The 19,723-nt window shown below is 44.1% G+C and carries 19 protein-coding genes; 13 read left to right on the forward strand and 6 right to left on the reverse strand.

Annotation, left to right across the window (positions count from 1 at the left end; translation table 11 throughout):
- The 7 genes from rsxC (at position 1) to R7O13_RS14820 (ending at position 6,869) form a co-directional block, all read left to right on the forward strand.
- Positions 1-2,751 (forward strand): electron transport complex subunit RsxC, encoded by a 2,751-nt coding sequence (rsxC, locus tag R7O13_RS14790; RefSeq protein WP_318304154.1) that lies wholly within the window; start codon positions 1-3, stop codon positions 2,749-2,751.
- Positions 2,751-3,797 carry an electron transport complex subunit RsxD gene (rsxD, locus tag R7O13_RS14795; protein WP_318304155.1) on the forward strand — a complete coding sequence of 349 codons (1,047 nt, stop codon included), beginning with the start codon at positions 2,751-2,753 and terminating at the stop codon, positions 3,795-3,797. Before rsxC ends, rsxD begins: the two co-directional genes overlap by 1 nt.
- Before the next feature lie 7 nt (positions 3,798-3,804).
- On the forward strand, positions 3,805-4,437 hold the full coding sequence (gene rsxG, locus R7O13_RS14800) for an electron transport complex subunit RsxG (protein ID WP_047103464.1): 633 nt from the start codon (positions 3,805-3,807) through the stop codon (positions 4,435-4,437).
- A complete protein-coding gene (locus R7O13_RS14805; protein ID WP_005380745.1) occupies positions 4,437-5,129 on the forward strand; it encodes an electron transport complex subunit E in 693 nt (230 codons plus the stop codon). Before rsxG ends, R7O13_RS14805 begins: the two co-directional genes overlap by 1 nt.
- Positions 5,130-5,193: 64 nt before the next feature.
- Positions 5,194-5,835: an endonuclease III gene (nth, locus tag R7O13_RS14810; RefSeq protein WP_005380743.1), complete on the forward strand. Its 642-nt coding sequence runs from the start codon at positions 5,194-5,196 to the stop codon at positions 5,833-5,835.
- A 32-nt stretch (positions 5,836-5,867) separates the two neighbouring features.
- On the forward strand, positions 5,868-6,284 hold the full coding sequence (gene gloA / locus R7O13_RS14815) for a lactoylglutathione lyase (RefSeq protein WP_005380739.1): 417 nt from the start codon (positions 5,868-5,870) through the stop codon (positions 6,282-6,284).
- Between the two features lie 150 nt (positions 6,285-6,434).
- The gene (locus R7O13_RS14820) at positions 6,435-6,869 is read left to right on the forward strand and encodes a DUF2753 domain-containing protein (protein WP_005384886.1); all 435 of its coding nucleotides are present in this window, start codon (positions 6,435-6,437) and stop codon (positions 6,867-6,869) included.
- A 120-nt stretch (positions 6,870-6,989) separates the two neighbouring features.
- On the opposite strand, the gene motY is transcribed toward R7O13_RS14820, so the two are convergent.
- The gene (motY, locus tag R7O13_RS14825) at positions 6,990-7,871 is read right to left on the reverse strand and encodes a flagellar protein MotY (protein WP_005384887.1); all 882 of its coding nucleotides are present in this window, start codon (positions 7,869-7,871) and stop codon (positions 6,990-6,992) included.
- Between the two features lie 341 nt (positions 7,872-8,212).
- Between motY and rnt the strand changes: the two genes are divergently transcribed.
- Together rnt and R7O13_RS14835 are read left to right on the forward strand one after the other, a co-directional pair.
- Positions 8,213-8,857, forward strand: a complete 645-nt coding sequence (gene rnt, locus R7O13_RS14830; RefSeq protein WP_005384888.1) for a ribonuclease T — start codon at positions 8,213-8,215, stop codon at positions 8,855-8,857.
- 28 nt (positions 8,858-8,885) lie between these two features.
- Positions 8,886-10,211 carry a Na+/H+ antiporter family protein gene (locus tag R7O13_RS14835; protein WP_017821192.1) on the forward strand — a complete coding sequence of 442 codons (1,326 nt, stop codon included), beginning with the start codon at positions 8,886-8,888 and terminating at the stop codon, positions 10,209-10,211.
- Positions 10,212-10,289: 78 nt separating this feature from the next.
- On the opposite strand, the gene R7O13_RS14840 is transcribed toward R7O13_RS14835, so the two are convergent.
- The 4 genes from R7O13_RS14840 to R7O13_RS14855 all read right to left on the reverse strand — a co-directional run bounded on the left by R7O13_RS14840 (position 10,290) and on the right by R7O13_RS14855 (position 13,153).
- Positions 10,290-10,919 carry a DsbA family protein gene (locus R7O13_RS14840; protein WP_017821191.1) on the reverse strand — a complete coding sequence of 210 codons (630 nt, stop codon included), beginning with the start codon at positions 10,917-10,919 and terminating at the stop codon, positions 10,290-10,292.
- Between the two features lie 136 nt (positions 10,920-11,055).
- Positions 11,056-11,631, reverse strand: coding sequence for a hypothetical protein (locus R7O13_RS14845; RefSeq protein WP_017821150.1), 576 nt, complete (start codon positions 11,629-11,631; stop codon positions 11,056-11,058).
- 193 nt (positions 11,632-11,824) lie between these two features.
- Positions 11,825-12,400: a hypothetical protein gene (locus R7O13_RS14850; RefSeq protein WP_033907341.1), complete on the reverse strand. Its 576-nt coding sequence runs from the start codon at positions 12,398-12,400 to the stop codon at positions 11,825-11,827.
- Between the two features lie 417 nt (positions 12,401-12,817).
- The gene (locus R7O13_RS14855; protein ID WP_017635833.1) at positions 12,818-13,153 is read right to left on the reverse strand and encodes a Grx4 family monothiol glutaredoxin; all 336 of its coding nucleotides are present in this window, start codon (positions 13,151-13,153) and stop codon (positions 12,818-12,820) included.
- A 284-nt stretch (positions 13,154-13,437) separates the two neighbouring features.
- Between R7O13_RS14855 and sodB the strand changes: the two genes are divergently transcribed.
- From sodB to R7O13_RS14870, 3 genes are all read left to right on the forward strand, one after another.
- Positions 13,438-14,022 carry a superoxide dismutase [Fe] gene (gene sodB, locus R7O13_RS14860; protein WP_005396533.1) on the forward strand — a complete coding sequence of 195 codons (585 nt, stop codon included), beginning with the start codon at positions 13,438-13,440 and terminating at the stop codon, positions 14,020-14,022.
- 154 nt (positions 14,023-14,176) lie between these two features.
- The gene (locus R7O13_RS14865) at positions 14,177-14,680 is read left to right on the forward strand and encodes a VC2046/SO_2500 family protein (RefSeq protein WP_033907342.1); all 504 of its coding nucleotides are present in this window, start codon (positions 14,177-14,179) and stop codon (positions 14,678-14,680) included.
- Positions 14,681-14,814: 134 nt separating this feature from the next.
- Complete coding sequence (locus R7O13_RS14870; RefSeq protein WP_005380732.1) at positions 14,815-15,558, forward strand: SDR family oxidoreductase; 744 nt, start codon at positions 14,815-14,817, stop codon at positions 15,556-15,558.
- Between the two features lie 143 nt (positions 15,559-15,701).
- Here the strand turns inward: R7O13_RS14870 and adhE are convergent, their stop codons facing one another.
- A complete protein-coding gene (gene adhE, locus R7O13_RS14875; RefSeq protein ID WP_005380731.1) occupies positions 15,702-18,404 on the reverse strand; it encodes a bifunctional acetaldehyde-CoA/alcohol dehydrogenase in 2,703 nt (900 codons plus the stop codon).
- A gap of 650 nt (positions 18,405-19,054) precedes the next feature.
- Between adhE and R7O13_RS14880 the strand changes: the two genes are divergently transcribed.
- Positions 19,055-19,693, forward strand: coding sequence for a YchE family NAAT transporter (locus tag R7O13_RS14880; protein ID WP_005380729.1), 639 nt, complete (start codon positions 19,055-19,057; stop codon positions 19,691-19,693).
- Positions 19,694-19,723: the final 30 nt, after the last annotated feature.

Here is a 19,723-nt window from a genome sequence, read left to right on the forward strand (position 1 = left end):
ATGTTGTCTTTGATTGAACAAATTCGTACAGGCGCGCTTTGGGATTTCCCAGGTGGTGTGCATCCGGCAGAAAATAAAAAGCAGTCCAACAAAACTGAACTCGCTCATGCGGCTATCCCGTCAGAAATTGTATTGCCGCTAAAACAGCACATTGGTAAAGCGGGTAACCTACTGGTTGCCGAAGGTGACTACGTATTAAAAGGTCAGCCATTAACGCAATCGGAGACCGGCTTTACGGTTCCAGTGCATGCTCCAACATCAGGTACGCTCACCGCGATTGAGCCACGAACTGTCGCGCACCCTTCTGGGTTAAGTGAGTTGTGCGCAGTCATCACGCCTGATGGGAAAGATGCATGGTGTGAAAGAAACCCCGTCGCAGATTACCAACAAGAAACCCCTGACGCACTGATTGATATTATTCGTCTCGCTGGTATTTCTGGTATGGGTGGCGCAGGCTTCCCTACTGCAAAAAAAATCCAATCAGGTTTTGCTCGTACCGAGATTCTTATCGTTAATGCAGCAGAGTGCGAGCCATACATCACGTCTGATGACAAGCTCATGCAAGAACATGCCGAAGAGCTTATTCAAGGTATCGAAATTGTCGAACATATCCTGACACCAAAGCTCACGATTATTGGCATTGAAGACAACAAACCAGAAGCAATCAAAGCGCTAGAAGCTGCGGCTATAAACAAAGACATCGTTATTCGCGTTATCCCAACTAAATACCCTTCTGGCGGTGAAAAACAGCTGATCAAAATTTTAACCAATAAAGAAGTGCCAAGTGGCGCGATTCCAGCAGATATTGGTATTTTGGTCCAGAATGTTGGTTCTCTTTACGCTATAAAACGCGCAGTCATCGACGGTGAGCCGATGATAAAACGCATCGTGACTCTCACTGGTAAAACCTTCAAACAACCACGCAACGTTTGGGCATTATTAGGGACACCAGTACAAGCACTGTTGGATGAGTTTGGCTATAAAGCAGATAAGAAGTTACAGCGTTTAATTATGGGTGGGCCAATGATGGGCTTTACCCTTCCTCACTCCCAAGTGCCGATTACCAAGACAGCAAACTGTATCCTTGCTCCGACTCGTCGTGAGATCTCTCCGCACCAGTATGAGATGGAATGTATTCGCTGTAGCCAATGTGCAGAAGCGTGCCCTGCTTCGCTGCTGCCTCAACAACTGCAATGGCATGCAAAAGCTGAAGAGTATGACAAACTCGAAGAATTAAACTTAAAGGATTGTATCGAGTGCGGCGCTTGTGCGTTTGTATGTCCAAGTGAAATTCCGCTCGTACAGTACTACCGCCAAGCGAAAGCAGAAATTAGAACTAGAACACAAGAAGCGGAAGCTGCAGAGCGAGCAAAACTGCGTTTTGAAGAGAAAAAAGCGCGTATGGAACGCGAAAAAGCAGAACGTGAAAATCGCTTCAAGAAAGCTGCCGATCAGCGCCGTAAAGAGATGAAGTCTTCTGGCGGCGATGATGCGATAGCAGCAGCAATCGCACGAGTGAAAGCTCAAAAGACAGAAACCACAGAAAAAACAGAGCCAGCAGTAAAACCAGCCGTAGCGGCAGCCATTGCCAAAGCGAAGGCGAAACAAGCGGCAGCAGCTAAAGCAGGCTCTAGTGAACCTGATAACTCAGAAATGGCAAAACTGCGCGAAGAGCGCAAACGTCTTGCTCGCGAACGGAAAGCGCAAAAAGAACAAGGCGAAACGCCAGACAATAACGCTGATGATAAAAAGTCGGCAGTTGCGGCCGCCATCGCCCGAGCTAAAGCGAAAAAAGCACAACAAGAAGATTCAACTGAATCTGTAGAATCGGAAACGTCTGCACAGCAAGACAGCGATCCGAAGAAAGCCGCGGTTGCTGCTGCCATTGCACGTGCCAAAGCACGTAAAGCGAAGCAAGCAGACTCAACTGAAGCGGAAGAAGCTGACGCACCTGCTGAGCAAACCGACGATCCGAAAAAAGCCGCAGTTGCCGCTGCAATTGCTCGAGCCAAAGCGCGCAAAGCTAAGCAAGCAGACTCAACCGAAGCGGAAGAAGCTGACGCACCTGCCGAGCAAACCGAAGATCCGAAAAAAGCCGCCGTGGCAGCTGCCATTGCACGTGCCAAAACGCGTAAAGCTAAGCAAGAAACGCAAACAGAGCCTGTTGAAGAAGCAACCTCCGAAGAACCAGAAGTGGATCCGAAAAAAGCCGCGGTTGCCGCAGCAATTGCGCGCGCGAAGGCTCGTAAAGCGAAACAAGCAGACTCAACTGAAGCGGAAGAAGCTGAAGCACCTGCCGAGCAAACCGAAGATCCGAAAAAAGCCGCCGTGGCTGCTGCGATTGCACGTGCCAAAGCACGTAAAGCGAAGCAAGCAGACTCAACTGAAGCGGAAGAAGCTGAAGCACCTACTGAGCAAACCGACGATCCGAAAAAAGCCGCCGTGGCTGCTGCGATTGCACGTGCCAAAGCGCGAAAAGCGAAGCAAGCAGACTCAACTGAAGCGGAAGAAGCTGACGCACCTGCCGAGCAAACCGACGATCCGAAAAAAGCCGCAGTTGCCGCTGCCATTGCACGTGCCAAAGCGCGCAAAGCGAAGCAAGAAACGCAAACAGAGCCTGTTGAAGAAGCAACCTCCGAAGAACCAGAAGTGGATCCGAAGAAAGCCGCGGTTGCCGCAGCAATTGCGCGCGCGAAGGCACGCAAAGCGCAACAAGAAGCTAATAAAAATAATACTGAGGAGAACGAGTAGTGTCGTTTTTTATTGCCAGTTCACCGCATACCCACAGTCGTCGTAATACGCCAGACTTAATGAAATGGGTGGCACTTTGCGCACTTCCAGGTTTAGTAGCTCAAACCTACTTCTTTGGCTGGGGTACGCTGATTCAGCTGATTTTTGCCATTGCAGTCACTGTATCCCTTGAAGCCTTAGTCATGATCTGTCGTAAACGCTCACCAATGAGAGCGCTACGTGATAACAGTGCAATAGTTACCGCTTGGTTGTTAGCCGTTGCTATACCACCATGGTCTCCGTGGTGGATTATGGTGATCGGGCTTATTTTTGCGATAGTAATCGCTAAACACCTCTATGGTGGCCTTGGACAAAACTTATTCAACCCTGCAATGGTCGCTTATGTGGTCTTGTTGATCTCTTTCCCAGTACAAATGACGAGTTGGAGTGCACCGACATCACTCATACCTGATCATGTAAATTTTGCAGATACACTCTCTTTAATTTTTACGGGCTATGATTACGACGGCTTATCACTTCAGCAAGTTCGCTCAGGTGTTGACGGTGTGACAATGGCGACACCACTTGATGCATTTAAGACTGGCATTCTTACAGGTGCCACTCCAAGCGAAGTAATGTCGCAGCCGATATTTGATGGCTTAGGTGGTATTGGTTGGCAATGGGTAAACCTTGCTTACCTTCTTGGCGGCATAGTCATGATCAAAAAGCGTATCATCCAATGGTATATTCCAGCAGGTTTCCTTGCGAGTCTGACTCTGTTTAGCCTAGTGTTCACGTTGCTGACGCCAGGGGAAACTGCGTCGCCAATTTTACACTTGTTATCTGGTGCAACCATGCTTGGCGCATTCTTTATTGCAACCGATCCCGTTTCGGCGTCTACCACCGTCAAAGGACGTTTAATCTTCGGTGCGCTTATTGGTGCTTTGGTTTTTATCATTCGCAGTTGGGGCAGTTTCCCAGATGGTGTTGCATTTGCAGTGTTGCTTGCAAATATGTGTGTGCCACTGATCGATTACTACACCAAACCTAGAACTTACGGTCACTGAGGTAAACATGTTAACCGCTATTAGAAAAAATGGTCTGACACTCGCGATATTTGCATGTGCAACAACCGGATTAGTCGCCCTTACTCAGTACCTAACAAAAGACCAAATCAAGGTACAAGAGCAAAAACAATTACTTTCTGTTTTGAATCAAGTCATTCCAGAAAACATGCATGACAACGCACTCACGCAAGCTTGTACAATGGTCACGTCTCCAGATCTGGGGACATTACGTGCGATGCCAGCCTACCTCGCCACGAAGAATGGTGAACCAACAGCAATCGCAATAGAATCTATCGCGCCAGATGGCTACAATGGTGAGATAAAAGTGATTACTGGGATTGATAATCAGGGCAATATTTTGGGGACACGCGTCCTAAACCACCAAGAAACTCCTGGTCTGGGCGATAAAATCGATCTTCGTGTCACCGACTGGATCCTGAGCTTTACAGGAAAACAAGTCACGGAAAACAATTGGAATTCGTGGAAAGTTCGTAAAGATGGCGGCGATTTCGATCAATTTACTGGTGCAACGATCACGCCAAGAGCCGTCGTAAAAGTGGTGCGAAATACCGTTAACTACGTAAACCAATCTCGTGAAGACATTCTTAACCAGCCGTTAGGCTGTGAAGGAGAGCAGTAATGAATGAGAATAAATTACTGATGAAAAACGGTATGTGGAGTAACAACCCCGCTCTCGTACAACTGCTGGGCTTATGTCCACTGCTAGCGGTTTCTTCCACGATAACCAATGCATTAGGTCTTGGTATTGCAACCTTACTCGTGCTAGTTGGATCCAACGTAACAGTTTCTCTTATTCGTAACTATGTGCCAAAAGAGATCCGTATACCTGTATTCGTTATGATCATTGCCTCACTCGTTACCTGCGTTCAGTTGTTAATGAATGCCTATGCGTACGGTTTGTACCTGTCTCTAGGTATCTTTATTCCTCTGATTGTAACGAACTGCATTATTATTGGCCGAGCAGAAGCTTACGCGTCAAAAAATGATGTTGCACCCGCTGCGCTAGATGGTTTGTGGATGGGCCTTGGTATGACGAGCGTCTTGGTTGTTTTAGGTGCCATGCGCGAATTGATTGGTAATGGCACACTATTCGACGGAGCAGACCTTCTCCTAGGAGACTGGGCTTCAGCTCTACGGATTCAAGTTTTCCAATTTGACAATAGCTTCCTGTTAGCGCTTCTCCCACCTGGTGCATTTATCGGTGTTGGGCTGTTGATAGCGCTCAAAAATGTCATAGATAATTCAATTCAGGCACGTCAACCAAAAGAAGAAAAACCAACCATAGAACGTGCTCGCGTCACTAACGCATAACAAGATAAGGCTCTGTCATAGGAGCCTTTTTCATAAACCGCAGAGACGGTATTGGAAGTCAGCAATGAACAAAATAAAAAGAATCGAAATTCTTGAGCGATTACGAGAAAACAATCCGAATCCTCAAACTGAGCTTAACTGGAGCTCCCCTTTTGAGCTGCTAATCGCTGTATTACTATCAGCTCAAGCAACCGATGTAAGCGTCAATAAAGCCACCGACAAGCTTTTCCCTGTAGCGAATACACCTCAAAGCATTCTTGATTTGGGAGTCGATGGCTTAAAAGAATACATAAAGACCATCGGTTTGTTTAACTCAAAGGCAGAAAACACAATCAAGACTTGTAAGATCTTGTTGGAAAAACACAATGGTGAAGTTCCTGAAGATCGTGCCGCGTTAGAAGCGCTACCAGGCGTAGGTCGCAAGACCGCAAACGTCGTGCTCAACACCGCTTTTGGTTGGCCAACTATTGCCGTCGATACGCACATTTATCGCGTGTCGAATCGCACTAAATTTGCGATGGGAAAAACGGTTGATGATGTCGAGCAGAAGCTATTAAAAGTTGTGCCAAAAGAGTTCAAACTCGATGTGCACCACTGGCTCATTCTTCATGGTCGTTATACGTGCGTAGCAAGAAAGCCTCGCTGCGGTAGCTGCATTATCGAAGATTTGTGCGAATATAAAGAGAAAGTATACCCAGATAGCTAACGCTATTTGTAAATCAAAGCTAGGAGCAAAAAATGTCAAACGGTCGAATTCTCCACACTATGCTTCGCGTAGGTGATCTAGACAAATCCATCAAGTTTTACACTGAAGTTATGGGCATGCAGCTGCTTCGTACTAACGAAAATAAAGAGTACGAATACACGCTAGCGTTTCTTGGTTATGGTGACGAATCCCAAGGTGCAGTGATCGAACTGACTTACAACTGGGGTAAAACTGAGTATGACTTAGGTACCGCTTTTGGTCATATCGCCATTGGTGTTGACGATATCTACACAACTTGCGACGCTATCAAAGCGGCGGGCGGTAATGTGACACGTGAGCCAGGTCCAGTAAAAGGCGGAAGCACGCACATTGCATTCGTAAAAGACCCAGATGGTTATATGATTGAGCTTATTCAAAATAAGCAAGCTTCAGCAGGTCTTGAAGGCTAAGCGGCACTTCTAATAATCACTTGTACTGCAAGTTGAACTCCGATTACAGGCAGGTCTGCGATCTGCCTGTCCTTTTATAAACAAAACTCTTTACTTGATAATGGTTATCGTTTAGATTTATCCGCAACTTCGATATGCGGGATTACGATAATGATCAGTGAATGGGAAAAACACACACTTCTAGCCGATACGGCACTTCAACTAGATGACCCTGTTCGCAGCATTCTTCATTACCAGCAAGCCCTAAGCCTGAGTGAAGATATTAGCGAATGTGTGGAAATTGAGGCGGACGAGCGATTATTAATTTCTGTGATTTCTTGTCATAACTTAGCTCAGTTCTGGCGTTGGGCCGGAGATACTGACTATGAACTCAAATACCTTCAACTGGCCTCTGAGAAAGTCTTAACACTTATCCCACAATGCCCAAATAAAGAGTGTGCAAGCTTTATCGACTCGATAGGATGCTGTACTAAGGCGTTGATAGACTTTATGAAGCGTCACCCTAATCCGGCTATTGCCAAACAGGTTGAAAAAATAGATACCGCAACCAATTGCGAAGTCATTGCCAAATTCCGCTTAAACTAACATTCAAATTATACAGCAAGAATCACCGAAAGGTGCTTGGCAAAATACCACTAAAATATTATTAACAACGTCAGTAAATCAAAAACGCCGAAGCTTTCAGCTTCGGCGTTTTTATATGCATCACACTTGGGTTCGCCCTAGAGATATCACGACTCGGCGGTTTTTGTCTTTTCCTATTGGCGAACCGTTATCTGCAATAGGACGACGCTTGCCGTACCCTTGCACTTGAATTCGATCTTCCGGTAGCCCTAGAGACTGAAAGTAATCACGAAGTGACTCTGCACGTCGCTCTGATAAACTTTGACTCGCACTTTTACCATCGGTTGAATCTGTGTACGTCGCCACCAGCACGAGATCGATATCTTGATTATGTCGGATATAATCTGCAATTTGTGATAAACGCTTTTTAGAAGCCTTGGTTAACTGATCACCTTGTCTTTCGTAGTGCAAAATCGTAAAAGCAATGTCCTCGAAACTGTATTTCAATAAGTTGGAAATACAGTCGCTAAACGCGTTGTACTTGTTTTGAAATAGTACTGATGACAATGCGACTTCAATTCTCTGATCTCGGCTCTGCCAATCTTGGTAACTAAAGGTCGGATAACGGCCTTTTTCCAGCTCAGACAAAATGCCCCATGCTGTTTGCCCTCCGACATAACCATCAAACTGTTTAAAAAACTTTAGGTTTGTAATTCGATCGGCGTGTTCACCTGGTCGCCAAGGTGGCGGCATAGAAATGAGACTGACGTTACGTGTTTCTCCCATCGGGCGACGCATTTTTAACTCAAAGTCTAAATTGATTTTTTTATTCGCACGAGATGAAAATACCGCATCTCCAAAGCTTGGAATGGGGTGTACAAGCTGACATTCTAATGGTGTATTGACCACCATTTCCCATTGAGATTGCTGTGGAGTTGCAGCATAACGTTTGCCCATCAAAGCGAAGCTGCTTGTGCTAAACAACGAAAATACAACACCACTGGTAATCAGCCATTTCTTCATCTAATACTGTCTCTTAAACGGCAGTCTGTTGCCGTCAATTTGCATCAATAAAACCACTTCAACCGGCATGCAAAAATCTCGCCAATATAGGGTTATCTGTCACACTGCCATTAATGTGAGCCACCGTGTTCCAATCACCTTAACCGCCACTTAGCGTTTTACTTACTCATGTTTTATCGGTTTACATGATGCAAAGTATGGCGAATAAACGTCTACATAATATGCAATACAAACTTATTGATTGGATGCAAAATAGAATTCCGGTTTTCTCTTAAATTGCGGTTTTTCTCATCGGTATAATCTGCAATAATGCAGCCTTCGTCACACAAAAATAAGCCAACATGACACTAGAAAATGAAGCTCTAACCTTGAAAAAACGCTTTCGTGGTTATTTCCCTGTGGTAGTAGACGTTGAGACCGCTGGTTTCAATGCTCAAACTGATGCACTTTTAGAAATCTGTGCCGTTACGTTGAAAATGGACGAACATGGCGTGTTGCATCCGGCCTCCACCATTCATTTTCATGTGGAACCATTTGAAGGCGCTAACTTAGAAAAAGAAGCGCTTGAATTCAATGGTATTCGTGACCCTTTCAGCCCTCTTCGTGGTGCTGTTTCTGAGCAAGAGGCGCTAAAGGAAATTTATAAGCTTATTCGCAAAGAACAAAAAGCCGCAGATTGCTCACGTGCAATTATGGTTGCTCATAACGCAGCATTCGACTTGGGTTTTGTAAACGCAGCAAATGAACGCTGTAAACTAAAAAGAGTCCCTTTTCATCCCTTTGCTACTTTTGATACGGCTACATTAAGTGGCCTTGCTTATGGCCAAACAGTTCTCGCTAAAGCATGCAAAACAGCCGGGATGGAATTTGATAACCGTGAAGCACACTCTGCGCTTTACGATACACAAAAAACAGCAGAATTATTCTGCGGAATTGTCAACAAATGGAAGGCCCTCGGCGGTTGGCCGCTTGTCGACGAAGAATAATAAGTAAACACAACATATTAGGAAAAGTATGAATCCTGTCGTTATATCAGTGTGCGTCATGCTCGTGTTAGCATTGATGCGCGTAAACGTGGTGGTTGCCCTCACGTTTAGTGCCATCGTAGGCGGCCTAGTCGCAGGCATGAGCCTTGGGGATACGGTTGCCGCATTTGAAAGTGGTCTAGGTGGCGGTGCAACTATCGCGCTAAGCTACGCCATGTTAGGTACTTTCGCTGTTGCCATCTCGAAATCAGGCATCACGGATCTACTGGCCAAAAGTGTTATCAAGCGCTTAAATGGTAAAGAAAACTCGGCGTCAACTACCGGGTTAAAGTACGCCGTGTTGGTGGCATTAGTGCTTGTCACGATGTCATCTCAGAACGTAATTCCGGTCCATATCGCCTTTATTCCAATTTTGATTCCACCTCTTTTGGGCGTATTCGCGAAACTTAAGCTCGACCGACGTTTGGTCGCGTGTGTTCTTACCTTCGGTTTGATCACACCTTACATGATCTTACCTGTTGGTTTCGGCGGTATTTTCTTAAACAACATTCTATTAAAGAACCTACATGACAACGGTTTGGAGAATGTGGTTGCAAGCCAAGTCCCAACCGCCATGTTACTGCCAGGTGCAGGGATGCTGTTTGGTCTATTACTGGCTATCTTTGTGAGCTATCGTAAACCGCGTGTCTACAAAGAAACTGAGTTGACTGTCGTTGACGAAACCGATCACGTCATTAATAAAAAGCACATCTTAGTTGCGGCACTTGGTATTGTCGCTGCTTTGGGTGTTCAGCTTTACACGGGTTCAATGATTATCGGTGCTCTAGCTGGCTTTATGGTGTTCACTTTCGGCGGCGTTATTGCATGGAAAGAGACGCACGACGTATTCACTAAAGGTGTACACATGATGGCAATGATTGGCTTCATCATGATTGCAGCGGCAGGTTTTGCAGCAGTAATGAAGCAAACTGGCGGTGTTGAAACACTAGTACAATCGCTATCAACCAGCATCGGTGACAATAAGCCTTTAGCTGCACTACTGATGCTGATCGTTGGCCTATTAGTAACAATGGGCATTGGTTCATCGTTCTCTACGATTCCAATCCTTGCAACTATCTATGTGCCTCTTGCGCTAGCATTTGGCTTCTCGCCGATGGCAACGATTGCACTGGTAGGTACTGCGGCGGCGTTAGGTGATGCAGGCTCTCCAGCTTCTGACTCTACATTAGGCCCTACATCTGGTCTAAATGCCGACGGTCAACATGAGCACATTTGGGAAACAGTCGTTCCAACCTTTATCCATTACAATATCCCTCTAATCATCTTTGGTTGGATTGCAGCAATGGTGCTTTAATACTATTGTTTGGATGGATATACATTTAGTTACGAAAAAGCCGCTCAATGAGCGGCTTTTTGTTATTCATAACTGTGGTTATTGCGCTGGCATATTGTCAATAATACGCTCACGAATCAGCTTCAAGGTTGGTTCTGTCGACAGGTAATCGATGGCAATCGGAAAATAAGCGTCGTTAATTTTAAGAACCAAGCTAGGGTAAGAGCTCACACCTAGGCTCTTTGCAAGGCTCAATTGATCTTCGAACACACCTTCTAAGAAAGAGCCATCCATGTCATTCTTGAATTGCTGAACATTCAAGCCAATTTCTCTCGCTAGTTGCAAGTGAGTGGCTTCTTCATGAGGAGGCATCGCACGTAAGTAATACGCATGCTGAATCGCTTCTAGCATCTGTTCATAAGAGTCTTGAAAGCCCGCTGCAATAACCGCACGACAAGATTGGTAAGTGCTTCTAACTGGCGTACAAAGCTTCCAGAAATCGTAGTTAAACTTAGTGCCTAACTGGCGCTCAATCTGCTTCCAAATACCTTCGAGTTTTTGTTGCATCTCGGGCGGCATCGGTAAATTAGTATCTGGCGCAAGACCACCAACCACATACTCAAACTGAATCACACCTGGCAGTTGCTGTTTTAGTTTATCCAGCGTTGGTTTGTAACCCCAACACCAACTGCACATTGGGTCATGCACGTAGTAAAGCTTTATATCCACTTTAATAATTAAACCTTTAAAATCATCTCAAAATCTCAGAGTAATTATACAGTCTCATAAGTTGAAAAACTGCTTTATCTTAATAATTCGCTCTAAAGCCAGTCTATACGAGGCGTGTTAAGTTTCATTGTAGATCTTAGGTTAGATAAACAAGTCTGTCAGCTGAGAACTCTAGCCCACCTAGCTCATTTTGTTCGCACAAACTCTTAAAATGTTCAGTACAATACAGAAAGCTCGCTCCTAGCATCTTTGACTTGAAAACAACCTTTTCTGCAACGTCGCTTTCATTAAATACTAACACCTCTACACCTGCTAAGCTGCCATATTCAATTTTTTGGACGCACTTATCTTCATCTTCTTGCCCAAACTCCAACGGTGTATACAGGTACCATTCCTCTTCTTTATAGCGAATCGATAAGAACTCGCCTACTTTGCTCAATGGCTCTTTTAAAGATGCATAAGCTTTAGGGCAAAGCACTAAGAAAACCCGTAACCATAAACTGATATCAGGAAGTAATGAGTCTTTCTTGAGAACATCTTCAAACTCAATATCTACTTCACCCCATATACTTTTGAAAGAAAAGTTTTCTAATGGCTGCACAAAGATTTTTTCTATTAAATCCATGTCACCTAACTGCCTAGCTACAGAACTAGGCGTAGTGCTCACGATTTTATATTCATTGTGACAGTCGAAAATTTTATAAACCGTCATTAATCTATCAACTCCTCATGTTTTACTACCAAGTGCTACCTATGGGTAAGTTACTTTTCAAATCATTTTTCATGAAGGAAACAGGCCTAAAAAAGCTGCGTTTTAGAGGAGAAAGCTAATTTTCTCGTCGACCATTACAGTGCTTACAAACCTCAAAATCAGAGAAATAGTATTTTCATATTAATAAAAATCACTAATTAAATGGATCTGTCAAATTAGAAGAAAACATGATGCCATTGAGCTGATTTTGTTCACACAAAGCCTTAAACTTATCTGTACAGTACAAGGTGCCCGCTCCTTCTAACCGAGACTTGAAAACCATTTTGTCTTTAACATCATCGTCAATAAAAACAAGGGTATCTAACCCATCTCGGCTCCCATATGCGATTTTTTCTACACACTTTCTCTTGTTTTCCTGTCCAAAAGTCAGTGATGCATATAAATACCATTGCCCACCTTGGTAGTTAGCAGGTAAAAACTCCCCGTGTTCACTTAGATAAGCATTCAATATTTCATATGCCCTCGGAGATAAAACAAGGTATGTTCGCGCCCATAAACTAATATCAGGCAATAGAGAATTGTACTTAAATACATCTTGAAACTTTACCTCCACAGGCTTCCAAATATCTTGCAGAGATTGGTTTTTAATAGCCTGTAATAAGATCCTCTCAAAATAGTCGAAGTCACCTAACTGGCTAGCGATTTCATCGGGACCAGAGCAGACCGTTTGAAATTCTCTTAAATTATCTATTATCTTGTAAACTGTCATAATCCTCCCAAAACTTGGTTCTTAGCGTCCAATGCTGATTTATGATGGGGCTTACTCTTCGAGTGCATTTTGTGCCGAAATAAGTTGGCCTAAAAATTCTGGGGAGTTAAATTGCCTTTAGTGTAATTCCTTAACCAAATACCATTTGTAGCAACTCCCTTATCAAAGACGTGTAAGCAATGATGTTTGAAAACGACTTTACGAAATAGATGGCAGCATACATCGTAATTACACGCCAATATACATCAAAATTCATACTGGAATTTTTGTATACACTAGGCGGGATTAACATGGCTTCGCGAGGTTTACGAGATAGGCAGTTAGAACAAAGCTTTATGTTCATTCCACTAACCTAAAAAGAAAAAGGAGCCAGTACGGCTCCTTCGTATTCTATCGCTAAATGTGAGTATTTACGAATTACTCAGCTTGATCTTCAGCGCGCGCTGCTGCTTCTTTGATTAGAGGCTGCAGTTCACCTTTTTGGAACATTTCTAGAATAATGTCACAACCGCCGATAAGCTCGCCTTCAACCCATAGTTGAGGGAAAGTTGGCCATTGCGCGTACTTTGGTAACTCAGCACGGATATCTGGGTTTTGCAGAATGTCTACGTAAGCGAACTTCTCACCACATGCCATTAGTGCCTGTGACGCTTGAGAAGAGAAACCACAGCTAGGTAGTTTCGGTGATCCTTTCATGTACAGCAGGATTGAGTTTTCAGAGATCTGCTGTTTGATTTTGTCGATAGTTTCCATCGCTTCCTCATTCATGGGTTTGAACTTTATTTATTTGCCACATTCTACTCAATAACGACAGAATAAAAACCATATAATTAATAAGGCTTAATTTTAGATTGCTCATTGGCGAGCAATGCAGCACTTCACCACTGCTAACCTCTTAAAATATTTTCATATCGGGGTTTTAATAAAGTAAAAACTTGCTAAAATACTTAGCAAGTCAGCCTTAAAGGCGACATAGCTATAAAAAACACTGGAAGCAATCGAAAGGTCATCCTTTCAAATCAATGGAGAATCGAGTAATGGCATTTGAACTACCAGCTCTTCCTTACGCGAAAGACGCACTAGAACCACACATCTCAGCAGAGACTCTAGACTACCACCACGGTAAGCACCACAACACTTACGTTGTTAAGCTTAACGGTCTTATCCCTGGTACTGAGTTCGAAGGCAAAACTCTAGAAGAGATCATCAAGACTTCTACTGGTGGCGTATTCAACAACGCAGCGCAAATCTGGAACCACACGTTCTACTGGCACTGTCTTGCTCCAAATGCGGGCGGCGAGCCAACTGGCGCAGTTGCAGACGCTATCAACGCAGCATTCGGTTCTTTTGAAGAATTCAAAGCGAAGTTTACTGATTCAGCAATCAACAACTTCGGTTCTTCATGGACTTGGCTTGTTAAGAAAGCTGACGGCTCTCTAGAGATCGTTAACACTTCTAACGCTGCTACTCCTCTAACAGAAGAAGGTACAACACCACTTCTAACTGTTGACCTATGGGAACACGCGTACTACATCGATTACCGCAACGTACGTCCTGATTACATGAACGGCTTCTGGGCTCTAGTAAACTGGGACTTCGTAGCTGAGAACCTAGCGAAGTAATATACTTCCCCCTAAGTTCAATTTAGTCTTATTCAAAAGCTCGCTATTTAGCGGGCTTTTTTGTTTCGCCTTCCCTAGCACCTTTAAATAATTCCCTCTTTTACTAAAGTTCTTCTTATCCACGCCGTTAAAAGAGCATCGAGCGAGGAACATCATGCAAATTCATACGTTAGACAAAGCTGCAATTATCAACGAACTTCAGTTCGGTAATGGTATTAACCATGCCGTACACGAAGGTCGTCGTGCAGATTTCTCGCTGATTCTGTCTATGTTCTCTAATGATGTTCGCGATGTGGTCCCAGTTGAAGAGGTCCAGGAAGTCATCACCAGTGACAGTATTCTTCGCCAACAATTGGGTTTATCGCAACCTCAAGCTCTTCGTTCTGATAGCAGCAGCTATGAACTCGCAGCTGAACAAGCGAAACAGTTTCACGATGCAGGATTGCCTTCCGCAAAGCTGAGCCATTACCTAAAACCAGATGCGCTGACTTACCTGCCTGAAGACACATTCAACCTACCAGAGGAGGTTTATCACAACCTATCTGGTCATGAGCGACGCAGATTGGGCGAACGCAACAAACAACTGATCCCAGATGCTGGGCTATATAATCAGCTAGTGACGGCTCAACGTCAGCATCAAATTCAAGCTAAAGCATAGAGATCCGCTTTTTATCCAATAGCTTGCAATACCTACACGTCAGAAATGTGACATCTTACAAATTACCGCACAATAGTCCTCACTCGAAAGCGTTAGTTTGAAGCCTTTCACACTGAACCCAACGAATTTCAACCATGCTATTAGCACAAACCACTGGTGTATTGTTTTTCACATATGGATACAGTGAAGGTGCTATGGATATCAAAGAATCAATTATTCTCGTCACGTCTGCAGGTTCAGTTATAGGAAGAACCTGTGCAAATCACTTTGCTCACCTTGGAGCAACGTTGATTCTTTGTGACCAAAATTCTAGCGCTTTGAGAGCGAGCTATGAGCAAATCAGCGCTTTCACTGACAAAGTGTATGCGATGAATGTGTGTAGTGATAACACAACGTCCATTAACTTATTGTTTGACCAGATAGAATCACAGCTACGTGCGACACCAGATGTGATTGTTAATTGCTGGACCAGCTCCCCTATGCCTGGCTTAATGGCGCCAGAACCAATGAGTACTTACATTGATCACTTGTCGTCTGCGGCACGCTTCCTTTATACCTACGGCCAAGTAGGAGCAGAGCGCTTTCGAGCCAGAAACAAGAAAGGCGTCATTGTTAACGTCATTTCTCATGACAACCATGAAGACTTTACGGGAGTTGAAAGCATGGCGGCGTTGGTGTCAGGTTTTACTCACAGCTGGGCAAAAGAACTCACACCATTCAACATTCGAGTGGGCGGCGTTATTCCCTCGGTAAATCATACAAAAGAAGAGCTCAACGAGAGACACTGGGCTGAGATCCAAGACGAACTAGTCCGCAACACAGCATACATCGTCGCGAATGAATACTTCAGTGGCCGAGTAGTTGCGACCGAAGTGTAAGCATACACAGCAACTCTGTTTTCCCAAGCCAGATGTAACTCCTGCACCAAAATAAAAAAAGCCCCAGTCATTTGACTGGGGCTTTAACCTTTTCCCGATTAAGGTTCCGTGCTAGCGAAAACCTTGCTCACTCGATTTTTTAATTACGCGTCAGCTTTTTCTTTCTTTGCTTTAGGTGCTGCTTTTGCTGCTTCTTGGTCTGCTTTCTTCTTGATAACAGTTGTACCTTCGAAAGTTTCGCCTTCAACAAATGCTTTACCGTAGTAAGAAGCCATCAACACATCTTTAAGTTCGCTGATTAGAGGGTAACGTGGGTTCGCACCAGTACATTGGTCATCGAACGCTTCTACCGCTAGCTCATCCAGTTTCGCTACGAAATCTGATTCAGCAACACCTGCCGCTTGGATAGACATTGGGATGTCTAGGTTAACTTTTAGTTCATCCAACCATGCTAGTAGACGTTCAATCTTCTGAGCAGTACGGTCACCTTCTTGGCTTAGGCCTAGGTGGTCAGCAACTTCAGCGTAACGACGACGTGCTTGTGGACGGTCGTATTGAGAGAACGCAGTTTGTTTAGTTGGATTGTCGTTCGCGTTGTAACGTACCACGTTAGAGATAAGTAGTGCGTTAGCTAGGCCGTGTGGCAAGTGGAACTCAGCACCCAGTTTGTGAGCCATTGAGTGACAAACACCTAGGAATGCGTTCGCAAATGCAACACCAGCGATAGTAGCTGCGTTGTGTACTTTCTCACGAGCGATTGGGTCATTTGCACCGTTCGCATAGCTTGATGGTAGGTACTCTTTTAGCATCTTAAGTGCTTGAAGAGCTTGGCCATCTGAGTATTCGTTAGCAAGAACAGAAACGTAAGCTTCTAGAGCGTGAGTTACTGCATCGTAACCACCAAATGCTGTTAGAGACTTAGGCATGTTCATTACTAGGTTCGCATCAACGATTGCCATGTTTGGCGTGATTTCGTAGTCAGCTAGTGGGTATTTAGCACCAGTCTTGTCGTCAGTAACAACCGCGAATGGAGTAACTTCTGAACCAGTACCTGAAGTTGTAGTGATACATACAAGCTCAGCTTTTTTACCCATTTTAGGGAACTTGTAGATACGTTTACGGATGTCCATAAAGCGCATTGCTAGTTCTTCAAAGTGAGTTTCTGGGTGCTCGTACATTACCCACATGATTTTCGCTGCATCCATTGGTGAACCACCGCCTAGCGCTAGGATAACGTCAGGTTGGTAGCTAGCCATTTGAGCCGCACCTTTTTCTACTACAGACAGTGTTGGGTCAGCTTCAACATCGAAGAATGTTTGAACTTCCATGCCTTGAGCTTTCAGTAGGCTTACTACGTCATCTGCGTAACCGTTGTTGAATAGGAAACGGTCAGTTACTAGGAATGCACGTTTCTTGCCTTCTAGGTCGCCAAGCGCGATTGGAAGGCTACCACGACGGAAGTAGATTGACTTAGGTAGTTTATGCCACAACATGTTTTCAGCTCGCTTCGCTACAGTTTTCTTGTTGATTAGGTGTTTAGGACCTACGTTCTCAGAGATAGAGTTACCACCCCAAGAACCACAACCTAGCGTTAGAGATGGCGCAACGTTGAAGTTGTACAAGTCACCGATACCGCCGTGAGTAGTCGGGATGTTGATTAGGATACGAGCTGTCTTCATCTTGTCACCGAAGTAACGGATACGGTCAGCGTTAGTATCTTGGTTAGTGTAAAGACCAGATGTGTGGCCGATACCACCAATCTCAACCATAGTTACCGCTTGAGCAACCGCGTCTTCGAAGTTGTCAGCACGGAATAGACCTAGAGTTGGAGATAGTTTCTCGTGAGCGAATGCGTCATCGTGAGATACTTTGCCCAGACCTTCACCAACAAGAACTTTAGTGTCTGCTGGAACTTTAACGCCTGCCATTTCAGCGATTGCTGCTGCTGGCTGACCTACGATTTTCGCGTTTAGCGCGCCATCGATAAGAAGCACTTTACGAACTTTATCAGCTTCTGCTTTACTTAGGACATAAGCTTTGTGAGAAGCAAAACGCTCTTTCACTTCGTCGTATACTTCATCAACTACGATTGCAGCTTGCTCAGAAGCACATACTACACCGTTGTCGAAAGTCTTAGACATAAGGATAGAAGCAACAGCACGTTTGATGTCTGCTGTTTCATCGATAACAACCGGAACGTTACCTGCACCTACACCGATTGCTGGCTTACCAGAAGAGTAAGCGGCTTTAACCATGCCTGGACCACCAGTTGCAAGGATAAGAGCGATGTCATCGTGTTTCATTAGAGCGTTTGAAAGCTCAACAGAAGGCTGGTCGATCCAACCGATGATGTCTTTTGGTGCGCCTGCTGCTACTGCTGCATCTAGAACGAGTTTAGCTGCATCGTTAGTTGAGTTTTTCGCACGTGGGTGTGGTGAGAAGATGATACCGTTACGAGTCTTCAAAGAGATTAGAGATTTGAAGATCGCTGTAGAAGTTGGGTTAGTCGTTGGTACGATACCGCAGATGATGCCTACAGGCTCAGCGATAGTCATAGTACCTAGGTTGTCATCCTCTTCTAAGATGCCACACGTTTGTTCGTCTTTGTATTTGTTGTAGATAAACTCAGAAGCGAAGTGGTTCTTGATTACTTTATCTTCAACAATACCCATACCAGATTCTTCTACCGCTTGTTGAGCTAGCGGGATACGGGCCTGGTTAGCTGCAAGCGATGCTGCACGAAAGATTTTATCTACTTGCTCTTGAGAGTAAGTAGCGAACTCTTCTTGCGCTTTCTTAACGCGAGCAACCATTGCATCTAGTTCAGCCATATTAGTTACAGGCATAGGGAATCTCCTAAAATTAACAAATATTAAAAACTTTTTACTAAGGCTATTACTTATCGTTTTTACTGTTTATCAGTAACTTAGAAAACAAACGTCTTAGTAAATTGCTTTCAGGACTGAGTATAATATTTCAGAGTGTGAAAAAAATTGACTTGGATCAGTTCTCACCACCTAAATACTACCAAAGTGGTGCCTCATCACACCAAAATGACATAAATCACTGATAAACAAATAAATTAACTTTCATTTTTTATTGAGTAAAAAAGAAGCAAATGGACAAATAAATAAAAGAAACTACAACAACCTGTAAAAAAGTTTCATTTTTGACCAACAAAATTACATGTAGGCCCAATTCTGTGTGCTACTGAGAGTATATCGAACCGAATACATCTCTCTACAAACCACCTTGGTTTTTATCAAAAATGTGCGAATGTTAACGTTTATGTAAAACAGTGCAATTTATCAGCAACTTTATACGTAACATTTCCTTTCCAGATTAGATACAGTTTATTAAAGAATTAGTTTTTCTCACTTAAATGGCAGGGAATGCGTTAGTTTTTTTCATTTCTTACAACCTAACTTTTGCCTTACATTACGCCCAAATTACCCCTTCTCCTTTTCACTAATGTGAACTTTGATGAGTACGCAACATGCAAACTTTTGAACTTGCTATCTTCTTGCAGTTTTTTCTCGGTTTGGTCGCCGCAGTAAACCCTGTTGGTATCATGCCTGTGTTTGTGTCACTAACCGGGCATATGACACCAGACGAAAAGCGCAATACGGCAACAACAGCAAATGTGGCTGTTGCGATCATCCTGATCATTTCGCTTTTTGCTGGTCAGTTACTGTTAGACATGTTCAGTATTTCTCTGGATTCGTTTCGTGTCGCTGGCGGGTTGCTATTACTTAGCATCGCATTCTCGATGATGAGCGGTAAACTGGGGGAAGATAAGCAGAACAAACAAGAGAAAACGGAATACGTCAGTCGTGAACAGATTGGTGTGGTCCCTCTTGCAATGCCTTTAATGGCAGGTCCTGGTGCAATCAGTTCGACTATTGTTTATGGTGCACGCTACCCAAGCATGTTCGATACCGTGGGCATTAGTATTACGATTGGTTTGTTCTGCCTTTGTTCATGGCTATTATTCCGTTCTGCCCCATTGATCGTACGATTTTTAGGTCAAACTGGAATCAACGTCATTACTCGTATCATGGGTTTGATATTGGGCGCGCTTGGCATAGAGTTTATTGCGAATGGCTTACGCAACTTATTTCCAGGATTAGCCTGAGTTTCTATAAAATTGTATGATAGAGCGATT

The organism is Vibrio sp. Y176, assembly GCF_033438945.1.